The following is a 16,849-nucleotide window of genomic DNA, read 5'->3' as shown; positions in this document are numbered from 1 at the left end:
TCAGGGTTGCGTCAAATCCTGCCGATCCCCCACCCCTGTCCGAAATGCCAGAAATTCACCAGGTACTTTCGAACCATGGCTGCCACAGCGGCAGCCGCCTGTTCCGGAAGACAATGGACCCATGGCGCGCGGCAAACTTCGGATCTACCTCGGTGCGGCACCCGGCGTCGGCAAGACGTACGCGATGCTCGCCGAGGCGCACCGCCGCGTCGAACGCGGCACCGACTGCGTCGTCGGCTTCGTCGAGCACCACGACCGGCCGCGCACCGAAACCCTGCTGCACGGCCTCGAAGTGGTCCCGCGCCGCGAGATCGAGCACCGTTCGGCCGTCTTCACGGAGATGGACATCGACGGCGTCCTGGAGCGCGCCCCTGCCGTCGCCCTGGTGGACGAACTGGCCCACAGCAACGTGCCGGGCTCCCGCAACGCCAAGCGCTGGCAGGACGTCGAGGAACTGCTCCAGGCCGGCATCGACGTCGTCTCGACCGTCAACATCCAGCACCTGGAATCCCTCGGCGACGTGGTCGAGTCCATAACCGGCGTCCGCCAGCGCGAGACCGTGCCCGACGAGGTCGTCCGCCGGGCCGACCAGCTCGAACTGGTCGACATGTCGCCGCAGGCCCTGCGCCGCCGCATGGCCCACGGCAACATCTACAAGCCCGACCGGATCGACGCCTCCCTCTCCAACTACTTCCGCCCCGGCAACCTCACCGCCCTGCGCGAGCTGGCCCTCCTCTGGGTCGCCGACCGGGTGGACGAATACCTCCAGCAGTACCGGGGCGAGCACAACATCCGCACCACCTGGCAGGCCCGCGAACGCATCGTCGTCGGCCTCACCGGAGGCCCCGAGGGCCGCACCCTCATCCGCCGCGCCGCCCGGATGGCCGCCAAGGGCTCCGGAAGCGAGATCCTGGCCGTCTACATCGCCCGCAGCGACGGGCTGACGTCCGCCTCGCCCAAGGAGCTGGCCGTCCAGCGCACCCTCGTGGAGGACCTGGGCGGCACCTTCCACCACGTCATCGGCGACGACATACCCTCGGCGCTCCTGGAGTTCGCCCGGGGCGTCAACGCCACCCAGATCGTCCTGGGCTCCAGCCGGCGCAAGACCTGGCAGTACATCTACGGCCCCGGGGTCGGCGCCACCGTCGCCCGCGAGTCCGGCACCGACCTCGACGTCCACATCGTCACCCACGACGAGGTCGCCAAGGGCCGGGGCCTGCCCATCGCCCGGGGCGCCCGCCTCGGCCGGGCCCGCATCATCTGGGGCTGGGTGGCCGGCGTCGGCGGACCGGTCCTCCTCGCCGTGCTCCTCAAGGCCCTGGAGTCCGGTCCCGGGCTCGCCAACGACGTCCTGCTCTTCCTCTTCATGACCGTCGCCGCCGCCCTGATCGGCGGACTGCTGCCCGCCCTCGCCGCGGCCGCCGGGGGTTCCCTGCTCCTGAACTACTGGTTCACGCCGCCCACCCACACGCTCACCGTCCAGGACCCGGAGAACTTCGTCGCCATCGTGATCTTCTTCGCGGTGGCCGTCGCGGTGGCCTCCGTGGTGGACCTCGCGGCCCGCCGCACCCATCAGGCCGCCAGGCTGCGCGCGGAGTCCGAGATCCTGTCGTTCCTGGCCGGCAGCGTGCTGCGCGGCGAGACCACGCTCGCCGCCCTCCTGGACCGGGTCCGGGAGACCTTCGGCATGGGCTCCGTCGCCCTGCTGGAACGGCGCAGCGACGTCGACCCCTGGACCTGCGCGGGCAGCGTCGGCCCGGTCCCGGCCGCCCGGCCCGAGGACGCCGACGTGGACATGCCCGTCGGGGACCACATGGCCCTGGCCCTGACCGGCCGGGTGCTGCCCGCCGAGGACCGCCGGGTGCTCGGCGCGTTCGCCGCCCAGGCCGCCGTCGTCCTGGACCGCCAGCGCCTGGTGGACGAGGCCGAGGAGGCCCGCAGACTCGCCGAGGGCAACCGCATCAGGACCGCCCTCCTGGCGGCCGTCAGCCACGACCTGCGCACCCCGCTCGCCGCGATCAAGGCCGCCGTCTCGTCCCTGCGCTCGGACGACGTCGCCTGGTCCGACGACGACGAGGCGGAACTCCTGGAGGGCATCGAGGCCGGTGCCGACCGCCTCGACCACCTCGTGGGCAACCTCCTGGACATGTCCCGCCTCCAGACCGGCACGGTCACCCCGCTCATCCGCGAGATCGACCTGGACGAGGTGGTGCCCATGGCCCTCGGCGGCGTCCCCGAGGACAGCGTCGACCTGGACATACCCGAGACGCTGCCCATGGTCGCCGTCGACCCCGGCCTCCTGGAGCGGGCCGTCGCCAACATCGTGGAGAACGCCGTGAAGTACAGCCCCGACGGCGACCGCGTCACCGTGGCGGCCAGCGCGCTCGGCGCCCGCGTCGAACTCCGGGTGACCGACCGCGGCCGGGGCGTCCCCGACGAGGGCAAGGAGCGCATCTTCGAGCCCTTCCAGCGTTACGGGGACGCCCCGCGCGGCGCCGGGGTCGGCCTCGGCCTCGCGGTGGCCCGGGGCTTCGCCGAGTCCATGGGCGGCACGCTCGACGCCGAGGACACCCCGGGCGGCGGCCTCACCATGGTCCTGACCCTCAGAGTCGCCCCCGGCCACGCCCCGGCCGCCCCCGGCCTCCCCGCGCGGATCACCTCATGAACCGCCCGGACCTCCCCGTACCGACGCACGCCCCGCAGAAAGGCAGGACCCCGATGACCCGGGTGCTTGTGGTGGACGACGAGCCGCAGATCGTACGCGCCCTCGTGATCAACCTGAAGGCGCGCAAGTACGAGGTGGACGCCGCGCCCGACGGGGCCACCGCCCTCCAGCTCGCCGCCACCCGCCACCCGGACGTCGTCGTCCTCGACCTCGGGCTCCCCGACATGGACGGCGTCGACGTGATCCGGGGCCTGCGCGGCTGGACCCGGGTCCCGATCCTGGTCCTCTCGGCCCGCCACACCTCCGACGAGAAGGTCGAGGCGCTGGACGCGGGGGCCGACGACTACGTGACCAAGCCCTTCGGCATGGACGAGCTCCTGGCCCGGCTGCGGGCCGCGGTGCGGCGGGCCGAGCCGGTCGGCCAGGACGGCGGCGACCAGGTCGTCGTCGTGGAGACCGAGGGCTTCACCGTCGACCTCGCCGCGAAGAAGGTCCACCGCGACGGCCGCGACGTACGGCTCACGCCCACCGAGTGGCACCTCCTGGAGGTCCTGGTCCGCAACGGCGGCCGGCTCGTCAGCCAGCGCCAGCTGCTCCAGGAGGTCTGGGGGCCCTCGTACGGCACCGAGACCAACTACCTGCGCGTCTACATGGCCCAGCTCAGGCGCAAGCTGGAGGCCGACCCCTCCCACCCCCGCCACTTCGTCACCGAACCCGGCATGGGCTACCGCTTCGAGCGCGCCTGAGACCGGCGGACGGGCGCGTACGCGTCCTCCGTACGGGTGAGACCGCGGCCACCCGCCATGGCCTCGCGGGACCGGTACCCTTCGGGTATGAGTGCTGTTCCCCGATTCGAGAAGGCCCACAAGGGCGACCGCCCGTCCGGGCGCTTCCGGCGGATGCTCGACCGGCTTTCGAGCTCCCAGGAGGACCTGGAGTGCGAGGAGCTGGAGGAGGACTCGCAGGCCTCGGGGTGCACCCGGATCTCCGAATGCGGCGACCGCCAGATCGTGAAGGTCACTGGTACCTTGCGGACGGTCACCCTGCGGCCGCGCGCCGGAGTGCCCGCCCTGGAGGCGGAGCTCTTCGACGGCACCGCACCGCTCGACGTGGTCTGGCTCGGCCGTCGCTCCATCCAGGGCATTGAACCGGGCCGCAAGCTCATCGCCTCCGGCCGGATCGCCATGAGCCACGGCCGCCGGGTGCTGTTCAACCCCAAATACGAACTCCGACCGCTCGGCAAGGAGTAGCCGGTGACGTCTCTCGACAAGCCGACGTCCGACACGGACCGCACCACCGACCAGCAGGAGGCCGACAGCAGGGCGGTCACCGAGGCCGCGCTCTTCGAGGCCTTCGGCGGCGTGAGGGGCATGGTGGAGACGGTCCTGCCGGGGCTGCTCTTCGTCACGATCTTCACCATCAACAAGAACCTCACCTACTCGGCCGTCGCGGCCCTGGCGGTGTCGCTCGCGCTCGTGGTCGTCCGGCTGATCCGCAAGGACACCGTCAAGCACGCCTTCAGCGGCGTCTTCGGTGTGGCCTTCGGTGTGGTCTTCGCCAAGATGACGGGCAACGCCAAGGACTTCTACCTCCCGGGCATGCTCTACACCCTGGGCCTCGCCCTGGCCTACCTGGTCACCGCGGTCGCCGGCCTGCCGCTGATCGGCCTGATCCTGGGCCCGGTGTTCAAGGAGAACCTCTCCTGGCGCACCCGCAACCCCGGCCGCAAGAAGGCGTACACCAAGGCCAGCTACGCCTGGGGGCTGATCCTGCTCGCCAAGTGCGCGATCCTCTTCCCGCTCTACTGGTGGGCCGACACCACCCAGCTCGGCTGGGTCCTGGTCGCGCTGAAGATCCCGCCGTTCCTGCTCGCGGTCTACCTGACCTGGGTCTTCCTCGCGAAGGCACCGCCGCCGATCGACGTCTTCGCCGAGATGGAGGCGGAGGAGGAGGCCGAGAAGGCCCGCAAGACGGCCGCCGCCGAAGCGGCCAGGAGCCAGGAGTTCTGAGACGTACGAGAGGGGCCCGTCACCGGCCGGTGACGGGCCCCTCTCGTACGCGCTACGCCTCCAAGTCGCCCCGGCGCACCGACAGCAGGTCCTCCAGCTGCTCCTCGCGCGCCTGCGCGGCCACGAACAGCAGCTCGTCACCGGCCTCCAGGCTCTCCTCCGGGCTCGGGGTCAGCACCCGCTGGCCCCGGATGATCGTCACCAGCGAGGTGTCCTCCGGCCAGGCGACCTCGCCGACCTGGGTCCCCGCCAGCGCCGACTCCGGCGGCAGCGTCAGCTCCACCAGGTTCGCGTCGCCGTGGCTGAAGCGCAGCAGCCGGACCAGATCGCCGACGCTCACCGCCTCCTCCACCAGCGCCGACATCAGACGCGGCGTGGACACCGCTACGTCGACGCCCCACGACTCGTTGAACAGCCACTCGTTCTTCGGGTTGTTCACCCGGGCGACGACCCTCGGCACGCCGTACTCGGTCTTGGCCAGCAGCGAGACGACCAGATTCACCTTGTCGTCGCCCGTCGCCGCGATGACGACGTTGCAGCGCTGGAGCGCCGCCTCGTCCAGCGACGTGATCTCGCAGGCATCCGCGAGCAGCCACTCGGCCATCGGCACCCGCTCCACCGAGATGGCGGTCGGCGCCTTGTCCACGAGCAGCACCTCGTGCCCGTTCTCCAGCAGCTCGCCCGCGATGGAACGACCCACCGCACCGGCCCCGGCAATCGCGACACGCATCAGTGACCGCCCTCCTCGGGGCCCTCGGCGAAGGCCGCCTCGACCTTCGCGATCTCGTCCGTACGCATCATCACGTGGACGAGGTCGCCCTCCTGGAGCACCGTCTGCGACGACGGCAGTATGGCCTCGCCCAACCGGGTGAGGAACGCGACGCGCACGCCCGTCTCCTCCTGGAGCGTGCTGATCTTGTGCCCGATCCAGGCCGGCGTCGTGTGCACCTCGGCGAGCTGCACACCGCCGCTCGGGTCGCGCCACAGCGGTTCCGCGCCCGACGGCAGCAGCCGGCGCAGCATCTGGTCCGCCGTCCAGCGCACGGTCGCGACCGTCGGGATGCCCAGGCGCTGGTACACCTCGGCGCGCCGGGGGTCGTAGATCCGGGCCGCGACGTTCTCGATGCCGAACATCTCGCGCGCCACCCGGGCCGCGATGATGTTGGAGTTGTCGCCGGAGCTCACCGCCGCGAACGCGCCGGCTTCCTCGATCCCCGCCTCGCGCAGCGTGTCCTGGTCGAAACCGACCCCGGTGACGCGACGGCCGCCGAACCCGGAGCCGAGGCGCCGGAACGCCGTGGGGTCCTGGTCGATGACGGCGACCGTGTGCCCCTGCTGCTCCAGGGTCTGCGCGAGAGCGGCTCCCACTCGCCCGCAGCCCATGATGACGATGTGCACCTTGCGCCTACCTCGCAGTCCTGGTCGTCCGGCTGACCTGCGAAAACACCCTGCTCACACTCTTTCCTCGGCTGGCCGGGCAAACAACGGGGCAACGGTCTGTCCCGTCGCCCGCTTACGAGCTTATGCGGCGCCGTTCGCGTCGCCTCATCCGAGTGTGCGCATCGCGGCGCGCGTGTGGCAAAGACGACGTGCCCGGGGCGCTTCGGGGTGGTGCCGCGCAAGGATTGCGTTAAGGATTCCGTGGCGTTTCCGGCCGAGTGCAGGACATTGGCGGGCCACGCCGTCCCAGCGGGGGCGGGCCCCATACGGAACCCTTACGATCCTCTGCGTGTCCAAACTGACCGACGTGCCCAAACGGATCCTGATCGGACGGGCCCTGCGCAGCGACAAGCTGGGGGAGACGCTCCTCCCCAAGCGCATCGCACTTCCCGTCTTCGCATCCGACCCGCTGTCCTCGGTGGCGTACGCACCCGGAGAAGTCCTCCTCGTGCTGTCCATCGCGGGTGTGTCGGCGTACCACTTCAGTCCCTGGATCGCGGTCGCGGTCGTGGTCCTGATGTTCACGGTCGTCGCCTCCTACCGCCAGAACGTCCACGCCTACCCGAGCGGCGGCGGCGACTACGAGGTCGCCACCACCAACCTCGGCCCCAAGGCCGGGCTGACCGTCGCCAGCGCGCTACTGGTCGACTACGTCCTGACCGTTGCCGTGTCGATCGCCTCGGGAGTGGAGAACCTGGGCTCCGCCATCCCCTACGTGGTCGAGCACAAGACGGCGTGCGCGGTCGCCGCCATCATCCTGCTGACCCTGATGAACCTGCGCGGCGTCAAGGAGTCCGGGAAGCTCTTCGCCATCCCCACGTACCTCTTCGTGGCCGGCGTCTTCATCATGATCATCTGGGGTGCCTTCCGCGGACTGGTCCTCGGCGACACCATGCACGCCCCGACCTCCGGTTACACGATCAAGGCCGAGCACCAGGGGCTGGCCGGTTTCGCGCTCGTCTTCCTGCTGCTGCGCGCCTTCTCCTCCGGCTGCGCGGCGCTCACCGGCGTCGAGGCGATCAGCAACGGTGTTCCCGCGTTCCGCAAGCCGAAGAGCAAGAACGCCGCGACCACGCTCGCGATGATGGGCCTGCTCGCCGTCACCATGTTCTGCGGCATCATCGGACTGGCCATGGCCACCGACGTCAAGATGGCGGAGAACCCGGCGAAGGACCTGATCAGCAACGGCCGCCCGGTCGGCTCCGGCTTCACCCAGGACCCGGTCATCTCGCAGGTCGCGGCCGCCGTCTTCGGCGACGGCACGTTCTTCTTCGTGATCCTCGCCGCCGCCACCGCGCTCGTCCTCTTCCTGGCCGCGAACACCGCGTACAACGGCTTCCCGCTGCTCGGCTCGATCCTGGCCCAGGACCGCTATCTGCCCCGCCAGCTGCACACCCGCGGCGACCGGCTCGCCTTCTCCAACGGCATCGTGCTGCTGGCCGGTGCCGCGATCCTGCTGGTCGTGATCTACGGGGCGGACTCGACCCGGCTCATCCAGCTGTACATCGTCGGCGTGTTCGTCTCCTTCACCCTCAGCCAGACCGGCATGGTCCGGCACTGGAACCGGCACCTGGCGGTCGAGAAGGACCAGGCCAAGCGCCGCCACATGATCCGCTCCCGGGCGATCAACACCTTCGGCGCCTTCTTCACCGGTCTGGTGCTCGTCGTCGTCCTCGCCACGAAGTTCACCCACGGTGCCTGGGTGGCGCTGCTCGGCATGGTCATCTTCTTCGGCACGATGACCGCGATCCGCAAGCACTACGACCGGGTCGCCGAGGAGATCGCCGCCGACGAGACCGCCCCGGACGAGTCGATCCGCCCCTCCCGGGTCCACTCGATCGTCCTGGTCTCCAAGCTCCACCGCCCCACCCTGCGCGCCCTCGCCTACGCCAAGCTGATCCGCACGGACCACCTGGAGGCGCTCTCCATCAGCGTGGACCCGGCCGAGACGAAGGCCCTCAGGGAGGACTGGGAGCGGCGCGGCATCAACGTACCGCTGAAGATCCTCGACTCCCCGTACCGCGAGGTGACCCGCCCCGTCATCGAGTACGTCAAGAGCCTGCGCCGGGAGAGCCCGCGCGACGTCGTGAGCGTCTACATCCCGGAGTACGTCGTCGGCCACTGGTACGAGCACCTGCTGCACAACCAGAGCGCCCTGAGGCTCAAGGGCCGGCTGCTTTTCACGCCCGGTGTGATGGTCACCTCGGTCCCGTACCAGCTGGAATCCTCCGAGGCCGCGAAGAAGCGCGCCCGCAAGCGGGCCGACTGGAGCGCGCCCGGCTCGGTGCGCCGGGGACCGGTGGAGCGCAAGCAGAAGGAACCGACGCCGAAGGGCTGAGGCGGCTGACCGCCGGGTGGTCGGCGGCCGGACGACACGCACGTAGACTCGTAGGTTGTTGTCGTCCGGCCGCGGGCCGTCCCCCTTCCCTCTCTGGAGCCACCCCCTCATGCAGAACGAATCCACGTCGCCGCAGACCGGGGAGACGCAGCCGGAGTCGCTGGTCGGGCGGGAGTACGAGGTCGAGGTCGGCCCGGTCGCGCACGGCGGCCACTGCATCGCCCGCACGGACGAGGGCCGGGTGCTGTTCGTACGCCACACCCTGCCGGGCGAGAAGGTCGTCGCGCGGATCACCGACGGTGCCGAGGACTCCCGCTTCCTGCGCGCGGACGCGGTGGAGATCATCGAGGCGTCCAAGGACCGGGTGCCCGCCCCCTGCCCCTTCGCCGGTCCCGGCAAGTGCGGCGGCTGCGACTGGCAGCACGCCAAGCCGGGCGCCCAGCGCCGCCTCAAGGGCGAGGTCATCGCCGAACAGCTCCAGCGCCTCGCGGGCCTCACGCCGGAGGAGGCGGGCTGGGACGGCACGGTCATGCCGGCCGAGGGCGACAAGCTCCCCGCGGGCGAGGTGCCGGCCTGGCGGACCCGGGTCCAGTACGCGATCGACGAGGACGGCCGCGTCGGCCTGCGCAAGCACCGCTCGCACGACATCGAGATCATCGACCACTGCATGATCGCCGCGCCCGGAGTCTCCGAGCTGGGCGTCGAGCAGCAGGACTGGCCCCAGATGGCCACGGTGGAGGCCATCGCCGCCACCGGTTCCCACGACCGCCAGGTCATCCTGACCCCCCGCCCGGGCGGCCGCCTGCCCCTGGTGGAGCTCGACAAGCCGGTCTCCGTCCTCCGCGTGGACGAACGCGACGGCGGCGTGCACCGGGTCCACGGACGCGGCTTCGTCCGCGAGCGCGCCGACGACCGCACGTACCGCGTCGGCTCCGGCGGCTTCTGGCAGGTCCACCCGCAGGCCGCCAACACCTTGGTCCGCGCGGTCATGCAGGGCCTGCTGCCCCGTAAGAACGACACGGCCCTCGACCTCTACTGCGGCGTCGGCCTCTTCGCCGGCGCCATCGGCCAGCGCATCGGCGAGAAGGGCGCGGTCCTCGGCATCGAGTCCGGCAAGCGAGCGGTCGAGGACGCCCGCCACAACCTGGCGGACCTGGACCGCGTCCGCATCGAACACGGCAAGGTCGACCAGGTCCTGCCCCGCACGGGCATCACCGAGTGCGACCTCATCGTCCTGGACCCGCCCCGCGCGGGCGCCGGCCGCGCCACGGTGAAGCACCTGGTGGGCCTCGGCGCGCGCCGCATCGCGTACGTGGCCTGCGACCCGGCGGCGCTGGCGCGCGACATCTCGTACTTCGCGGAGGGCGGGTACCGGGTGCGGACGCTGCGGGCGTTCGATCTGTTTCCGATGACGCATCATGTGGAGTGCGTGGCGATCCTTGAGCCTGCCGCAAAGGGCGTCTGACCTGCGGTTTCACCGAGTGTGCGTTATGTGCGCTGTGGGCGTTACGGGCGATATCTTGACGCATATTCGACGCACGATGGGCCCTTCTGACGCACGTTTGACGCACGTTCTGATGAGGCGCCAGATGCCCGTTTCTGCAGGTGACGGTGTGTCGAGTACGGCTTGAGGGGGCTCCCTCTTCACCTCCTCTTGGTGAAACGGTGCTCGATATCGCCTGATTTAAGGGTCAGTAGGAACGGGGTCCGTAAGGGCTCCAGTGGCCGAGGAAAGGCTTGAGGTCGTCGCCGCTGGGCTTGGATGGGGTGGGCAGCTTCGGCGCTGCGGCGGACTCGGTGAGGTGCTGGAGCCGGGCGTTCGTGAAGGCGAGCCACGCCTCGATTTCTGTTCTTTCCTGTCCGGGTGGCGGCGATGTGGCGTGGTCGCGTACTGCTGTGACGTACTCGGTCAGGCGCTTGGTCTGGTGCCAGGCGTCTGCTTGTTCTTCGAGGTGCTTGACGCGATAGGCGTATGCGGTGCGCGCGTTCTCCATGGCGGTTTCCCCGCGCCTCTGCTGGGCTTCCCCTGGCTTGCCGGTCTGCGAGTGTTGCGCGCGGTGTATCGGCAGGTGGTTGCTGCGGTGGTGCTTTCCCATCCTTCCCCGGGATCCGGAAAATCGCCTGCCCAGCGACGGTCACCCGGTGATCGCCAGATGACACTTTGCCCCTGCTCTTCTCGTGGTTCAGGACCTCGATCCGGCCCGAGGCTGGTGAGGGCGGCGCCATTTCCTGCATGGCGTCCGCGTGGGGGAGGGGAGGTGCGTACGCCGACAAGGGAGGGCGATCGGCCATGGGCCGCTGTCCTGGTAACGGGCTGGTCCGCAGCGACCCCGTCACCCTTGCGCCGACGGGGATCAGAAGACTGATAGTTGTCCAGGAGCTATGCCGAGTGCCGCTTCGTGGCATCGAAGACGGCAGAACTATGCACGCGCAGCGAACCGGCGTCTGAGGAGACGTCTGTTCGGGCCGCAGCTAACGTGGCTGCGGCCCGAACAGGTTGTGGGCAGGAGAGGCCGTCAGCTGCCCTGCTCCCTCTGTGCGTGGTCAGGTCATTCGGTCATATTGCCCATTCTCCAGACGGTCATGGACTTGATGACGCTGCCGTCGCCGAACAGGCGCAGGCCCTGCGAGTCCTGGCGGAAGGGGTAAGCGCGCGTGGTGATGGACTTGTGCGAGTTGGCGTATGCCTCGACCATCGAGCGGTCGAGGAACACGTCGAGGGTCAGGTTTCCGCTGGAGAGCGTGAGCGGGCCCTTCTGGACGCCGAGGTCGCCTTCGGCGCTCGAGTTGTTCCCGGACCGTGTGCGGTCGACGCCCAGTTGTCCTGCGGGGGCGTCGTAGAACAGGCGGGTGCGTTCTTCGTCTCCGGGGCTGCGCAGTACGTCCAGCCCGAAGGTGCCGGCGGTGCCTTGCTCCATGGTCAGTTTGACGTGGAGCATGTCTCCCTTGATGCCGGCCAGGCGTGAGTTGGCGTCGTTGACGGAGGTCGGTTCGCTGATGTCCAGGAGCGGCGCGCCGGTGTGGAGTCGGGAGACTTCCTGCACGGGGCTGAAGCCGAGGTCTCCGTCAGGGAGCATGGACAGTTCGATGGGGAGGCCGGCGTTGTGGGCCCAGCCGGCGTCGTAGTGGGCCCGTTCGGTACGCCGGTCCTGGGCGATGCTGAAGACGAGGGACCGTCCCTTGTCGTCGACGGTTCCGCTCGGGCCGGTGAAGTGGTCGCCGTAGTCCATGAGCTTGGGCTCGGTCGTGTCGGGTGTCCAGCGGCGGGCCCCGGCGTCCCAGGTGCCGACCCAGTAGTAGACGTACTTGCTGCTGTACTCGCCGGGACCGGCGGGGAAGGCCGGGTTGACGAGAAGTGCCCGGCGCTGGCGGCCCTGGGCGTCCTTGCCGATGGGCAGAAAGGTGGGCAGTTCCCAGACCTGGCCCGTCTTGGGATGAGCAGCGACGTCACCGACCATCAGAGGGCCCGAGTAAGACCAGTCGGTGAGGTTCGTGGAGGTGTACAGGAGAGCGGTGCCGCCAACGTCGGTGCCGGACGTGGTCTGGACACCTGAGCCCATCAGCTGGAACCAGGTGTCCCCCTCCTTCCAGACGAATGGGTCACGGAAGTCGCCGAAGCGGACCTTCCGTCCGTCACCGACGTTCAGATCGGCCTTCTGGCTGGTGACCAGGGTCGGGTGCATCTTCCACTCGACCAGGTCGGGGTCGCTGGGATCGACAGGGCGTGCGAGCCCGGTGGCCTGATTGGGGCGCTGGGAGTCGTTGCCTGCCGTGAACAGCAGGACGGGGACGCCGTTCTCGTCGAGCGTCGAGTCACCGGACCAGACACCGTCGGGCGCCACACTGTCGGCGGTGGGGGCGAGGGCGACGGGCAGGTCCCGCCAGTGGACCAGGTCCTCACTGATCGCGTGCCCCCAGCCGATGTTGTGCCAGTAGGGGCCGTGGGGGTTGTGCTGGTAGAAGAGGTGGTACTTGCCGTTGACCTGGATGGGGGCGTGCGGTTCGTTCATCCAGTGGTTGGGAGCGGTGAAGTGATAGCCGGGACGGTAGCGGTCACCGTCATAGCGCGAGCGGTCCATGGCCATACGCGCCTCCGGGATGCTGCCGCCGCTGAATGTCTGGAGGTCCTGCTGATGGCTCGTGGCGACCGCGGCGGCGGTGAGCGGGCCGGTGTGGACCTTCACCTCGTCGACGAGACCGTTGAACATGTTCACGGCGAAGGTGCCGTTGATGATGGTGGGCTGGTTGTGGCGCCCGATGATCAACGGGACGTCCGCCTTGGCCATCCGGGCACTCGTGGGGATGGCGGTCTGGGCGACCTGCTCTCCATTCAGGTACAGCCTGATGGCGCCTTCGCCAGGTGCGAATACCGCGGCAAGGTGGGCCCACTTCCCAGCGGCCAGAGCTGCGGACTTGGGTACCTTTGTCTCATACCAGGCATCCCCGGTGCCCACGCCGAACTCCCATACTCCGTGCCGGCCGACGCCCAGGGAGAAGCCGCGGCGCGCGGCCTTGTCCTGCTGATTGACAACGGCGGAGGGCTTGCCGTCGTCGCCCCATTCGAAGGCCCGCGGTGCGACCCACCCCTCGACGGTCATGCCGTCGGCGGGGATCTGCGTTTGTGAGGCGGCCCGGGTGACCCAGGTCGAGTATCCGTCGAATAGGAGAGCGCCCGACAGGACGCCTTCCTCCTGGCGTCCGGTGCGCCACAGGGGGTCGCTGTCCGGCTTGTACACCGCGTCGTTGAAGACGTAGCTGATGGGGTCCGCGGCCTGGCTGATCCGTTCCGTGGTCGTCGTTCCCCGGCCCTCGGCGAAGTCCCAGTAGGCGGCAAGCCCTTCCTCGGCAGGGGTGGGTGCCTTGTCGATTCCGACGCGCACGTCGTCTAGGTTGATGTGGCCCCAGCCCCCGGTGGCCTGGTCGATCGCGGTGATGCGCAGTTGCTCGCCGAGGTGGTCGCGGGCGTCCCAGGTAACACGGTGGTACGTCTCGTCGTCCGTGCCGGTGGCTTTGTGGAGGACGGTTCCGTCCAGGGTGGTCAGTGCGACGTACAGCTGGGCTTCATTACGGCCGCCGGAGACCAGGGCGCTGATCATTCCCGTACCGGTCACGGTAAAGGGTTGGGACGTGACGGTGCCGGTGGCGTCGTCGCCGCCGGCGGCGAATCCCCACAGGTGGTGGGTGCCTTCCTGGTTGAAGCAGCATCCCCACCCCCAACCCGGCTCGTCAGTGACGGCCCCGCTGAAGGCTGTTCCGGTGGTGGTCCAGCCGCTGAGGTCGCCGGTTTCGAAGCCGGGGTTGGACAGGGCGGTCTCGCGTGCGCTGGCGGGCTCCGACATCAGGGGTGATGTCAGACCGAGACAGATTGTGAGCGCGAGCAGCAGGCGTAGCACGTTGCTTCTGCCCGTTGTCGCAGGTTTCCCTGGGAAGCGGGTTCGCATACGAACCTCCGGTGGTGTGGGGTTGGGGTGAGCGGGTGGAACGGGGCGCCGACCCCGGACGCGACACGGTCCGTGGGCAGCGCGTAAGCGGCGGGGAGTTACAGGTATCGCCGGGGGTGCCGGCATCGGCGACGGTGCTGCGTCTTCGGCCATGGCCGTGTTGTGTGCACGGGAGGTGCGAACGTGTGACCGACCGTCACCTGACGGTTCGCCAATTCGATTTAGGTCATGGGTCGGCATGGTTCGTGCGCCGCAGCCGCTAAAGCAAGAGCTAACGCAGACGGAACTCGATTTCTCACCCCTTGTAGGCACCTAAAACGGCACATAAGGCCGTCGTTATGTAGGTGAGATGTCCGGGGTGTTGACAGCGCATGACGGGTGGAGCAATCTCGGCACACCTTGCTAATCCGATTTAGCTGAACGGGGCTGATCCTCTGATGTCCGAACGTCGCGTGACCATGGCCGACGTTGCCCGCAAAGCGGGCGTCTCGCCGACGACCGCGTCGTTCGCCCTCTCCGGCCGGACCGACATGCGTATCTCCGATGCCTCCCGCGAGCGCGTCCTGGCGGCTGCCCGGGATCTGGGCTATCGCCCGAACGTCACGGCGCGCAGTCTGCGGACGAAGTCCACCCAGACGATCGGGCTCGTTTCGGACCGGATCACCACGACACCGTTCGCCGGCGAAGTGATCCGCGGGGCCATGGAGGCTGCTCGGGAGCGGGAGCACCTGTTGTTCATCACCGAGGCGGGCGGTGATCGTGCCGCCGAGTCGTCTCTGGTCCACGCCCTGCTGGACCGGCAGGTCGACGCTGTCGTCTACGCGTCCATGTTCACCCGGTACGTGACCCCTCCCAAGGAGCTGTTCGGGCGCCGCGTGGTCCTGCTGAACTGTTTGGCCCCCGACTTCGACGCACCCTCCGTCGTCCCGGACGAGTTCGAGGCCGGGCGGGATGCGGCCCGGGCGCTGCTCGCGGCTGGTCACAGTGAGGGCATCTGGGCGATCGGCGGCCACCAGGCTGTTCCGGCCACCCCTGAGGGAATCATCGCCGGTAACGAGCGCATGCGCGGTCTGGAGGAGGTTCTGCGCGAGGGCGGGGAGCGGCTGGAAGGCGTCGTCGAGTGCGACTGGGACACACTCGACGGACACCGTGAGGTGTCCGCCCTGCTGGCAGCGGGCCACCGGCCCCGAGCCTTGGTGTGCCTGGCCGATCGGGTGTCCTTCGGCGCCTACCAGGCGCTCGGCGAGGCAGGTCTGTCGGTGCCCGGTGATGTGTCGGTCATCTCTTTCGACGACCAGGACATCGCCTCCGTGCTGCGTCCGGCGCTCACCACGCTACGGCTGCCGCACTATCGGCTCGGACACCTCGCGATGGAGCTGATTCTCCGCCCCGGCCCGCTCGAACCAGTGGTGCACCGCGTGCCCATGCCGCTGCAGAGCCGCGCCTCCCTCGCCGCACCCACCCGTGGCTGATGCCGGCACCGAAGACAGTCGTCCCGCCGCCCGCACCGATGAGTCCGGGCGGGTGGCGGGACGGCCACCAAGAACAGCGACCGTCGTAACCGGTCGCCGAGGGCGGGTCCTGCAAGACCCGTCTCAGTGAGATGGAGGAACCTCATGTTGTTCAGAACACGACGCCTCGCTGCTGCCAGTGTAGCCGTCACAGCGGCGACCGCACTGGTCGCCGGATGCACCTCCGGCGGCGCAAGCACGTCCGGTGCCAGTGGTGACACGCTCACCCTCTGGACGCACAACGCCGGCAACTCGGTGGAACTCGATGTCGTGAAGAAGATCATCAAGGACTTCAACGGCTCCCAGGACAAGTACAAGGTCAAACTGCAGGCGTTCCCGCAGAGCGACTACAACAACTCGGTCGTCGCGGCGGCCTCTGCCCATAAGCTGCCCTGCTTGCTCGACGTGGACGGCCCCAATGTGGCGAACTGGGCGTGGGGCGGCTATCTGGACCCGATCGACGTCTCCGGCAGCGAAGTGCCCGTCCTCGGCCAACTGGACAGCACCGTCGGACGGTACAACGACGAGCTCTACGCGTTCGGCTTCTACGACGTCTCGCTTGCCTTTTTCGCCCGCAAGTCCGTACTGAACGCGAACGGCGTCCGTGTCCCCACCATGGACAGGCCCTGGACCAAGGACGAGTTCGACGCGGCGCTCGCCAAGCTCAAGAAAAGCGGAAAGTTCGACTACCCGCTGGAGATGGGCACAGGCGGCACCGGCGAGTGGTGGTCCTACGGCTACTCCCCGCAGTTGCAGAGCTTCGGTGGGGACCTGATCGACCGGGGCGACTACAAGACTGCCTCGGGGACGCTCGATGGTGAGAAGGCCGTGGAGTGGGCGACCTGGTTCCATTCTCTGGTGGCCAAGGGCTACATGGCGAAGAAGTCCGGAGCCGACCCCAACAAGGACTTCCTTGCCGGCAAGAGCGCCATTCAGTGGGACGGCAGCTGGAATGCCGCGAAGAACGCCGAGAAGCTCGGCGACGACCTGGCGATTATCCCGCCGGTGGACTTCGGTGACGGGCCCAAGATCGGTGGCGCGTCCTGGCAGTGGGGGATGAGCTCCACCTGCTCCAACAAGGCCGGCGCGCAGGCGTGGCTGAAGTTCTCCCGCCAGACGAAGTACTTCGTCGACTACGCCAAGGCCACCAGCACCATCCCCGCCACCGACGCCGCCGCGCAGCAGATCGCGGACTACCAGCCGGGCGGCAAGTTCGACGTGCTCGTCGACTTCGCGCGCAAGTACGCCATGGTGCGCCCCGCGACCCCGGCCTATCCCTACATATCCACCGAGTTCGAGAAGGCGACCAAGGACATCTTGGCCGGCGCCGACCCGAAGGACGCTCTCGGCCAGACCGCGAAGAGCATCGACAACAACCTGAAGACGAACAACTACTACTCCAACTGACCCGTCCGGTCCGGTTCGGGCGCCACTGCGCCGTCCGA

Annotated in this window: 12 protein-coding genes; 8 read left to right on the top strand and 4 right to left on the bottom strand. The window is 69.0% G+C overall.

The window, feature by feature from the left end; translation table 11 throughout:
• Positions 1–121: 121 nt before the first annotated feature.
• The 4 genes from ACZ6C6_RS16020 to ACZ6C6_RS16005 all read left to right on the top strand — a co-directional run bounded on the left by ACZ6C6_RS16020 (position 122) and on the right by ACZ6C6_RS16005 (position 4,674).
• On the top strand, positions 122–2,665 hold the full coding sequence (locus ACZ6C6_RS16020) for an ATP-binding protein (protein WP_469203145.1): 2,544 nt from the start codon (positions 122–124) through the stop codon (positions 2,663–2,665).
• A gap of 53 nt (positions 2,666–2,718) precedes the next feature.
• Positions 2,719–3,411 (top strand): response regulator, encoded by a 693-nt coding sequence (locus ACZ6C6_RS16015; protein WP_018105400.1) that lies wholly within the window; start codon positions 2,719–2,721, stop codon positions 3,409–3,411.
• An 87-nt stretch (positions 3,412–3,498) separates the two neighbouring features.
• Positions 3,499–3,915 (top strand): OB-fold nucleic acid binding domain-containing protein, encoded by a 417-nt coding sequence (locus ACZ6C6_RS16010; protein WP_469203143.1) that lies wholly within the window; start codon positions 3,499–3,501, stop codon positions 3,913–3,915.
• A 3-nt stretch (positions 3,916–3,918) separates the two neighbouring features.
• A complete protein-coding gene (locus tag ACZ6C6_RS16005; RefSeq protein WP_469203141.1) occupies positions 3,919–4,674 on the top strand; it encodes a DUF3159 domain-containing protein in 756 nt (251 codons plus the stop codon).
• A gap of 52 nt (positions 4,675–4,726) precedes the next feature.
• Here the strand turns inward: ACZ6C6_RS16005 and ACZ6C6_RS16000 are convergent, their stop codons facing one another.
• Together ACZ6C6_RS16000 and ACZ6C6_RS15995 are read right to left on the bottom strand one after the other, a co-directional pair.
• Complete coding sequence (locus ACZ6C6_RS16000; RefSeq protein WP_469203139.1) at positions 4,727–5,404, bottom strand: potassium channel family protein; 678 nt, start codon at positions 5,402–5,404, stop codon at positions 4,727–4,729.
• Positions 5,404–6,072, bottom strand: a complete 669-nt coding sequence (locus tag ACZ6C6_RS15995; RefSeq protein ID WP_469203137.1) for a potassium channel family protein — start codon at positions 6,070–6,072, stop codon at positions 5,404–5,406. Before ACZ6C6_RS15995 ends, ACZ6C6_RS16000 begins: the two co-directional genes overlap by 1 nt.
• Positions 6,073–6,403: 331 nt before the next feature.
• On the opposite strand from ACZ6C6_RS15995, the gene ACZ6C6_RS15990 reads away from it, so the two are divergent.
• Entirely contained in the window at positions 6,404–8,452 is a 2,049-nt protein-coding gene (locus ACZ6C6_RS15990; protein WP_469203134.1) for an APC family permease, read from the top strand.
• Between the two features lie 109 nt (positions 8,453–8,561).
• Positions 8,562–9,917: a class I SAM-dependent RNA methyltransferase gene (locus tag ACZ6C6_RS15985; protein ID WP_469203132.1), complete on the top strand. Its 1,356-nt coding sequence runs from the start codon at positions 8,562–8,564 to the stop codon at positions 9,915–9,917.
• A gap of 226 nt (positions 9,918–10,143) precedes the next feature.
• Here the strand turns inward: ACZ6C6_RS15985 and ACZ6C6_RS15980 are convergent, their stop codons facing one another.
• Both ACZ6C6_RS15980 and ACZ6C6_RS15975 read right to left on the bottom strand, forming a co-directional pair.
• Positions 10,144–10,446: a hypothetical protein gene (locus ACZ6C6_RS15980; protein WP_469203131.1), complete on the bottom strand. Its 303-nt coding sequence runs from the start codon at positions 10,444–10,446 to the stop codon at positions 10,144–10,146.
• A 555-nt stretch (positions 10,447–11,001) separates the two neighbouring features.
• Complete coding sequence (locus ACZ6C6_RS15975) at positions 11,002–13,791, bottom strand: GH32 C-terminal domain-containing protein (protein WP_469203129.1); 2,790 nt, start codon at positions 13,789–13,791, stop codon at positions 11,002–11,004.
• Between the two features lie 539 nt (positions 13,792–14,330).
• Between ACZ6C6_RS15975 and ACZ6C6_RS15970 the strand changes: the two genes are divergently transcribed.
• Together ACZ6C6_RS15970 and ACZ6C6_RS15965 are read left to right on the top strand one after the other, a co-directional pair.
• The gene (locus tag ACZ6C6_RS15970; protein WP_469203126.1) at positions 14,331–15,365 is read left to right on the top strand and encodes a LacI family DNA-binding transcriptional regulator; all 1,035 of its coding nucleotides are present in this window, start codon (positions 14,331–14,333) and stop codon (positions 15,363–15,365) included.
• 144 nt (positions 15,366–15,509) lie between these two features.
• Positions 15,510–16,811, top strand: a complete 1,302-nt coding sequence (locus ACZ6C6_RS15965) for a type 2 periplasmic-binding domain-containing protein (protein ID WP_469203121.1) — start codon at positions 15,510–15,512, stop codon at positions 16,809–16,811.
• The last annotated feature ends 38 nt before the right edge of the window (positions 16,812–16,849 follow it).

This window comes from Streptomyces sp. NPDC041814, assembly GCF_055590565.1.
Note: the sequence above shows the minus strand (reverse complement) of the source record. Positions and strands in the feature narration are given on the sequence as shown.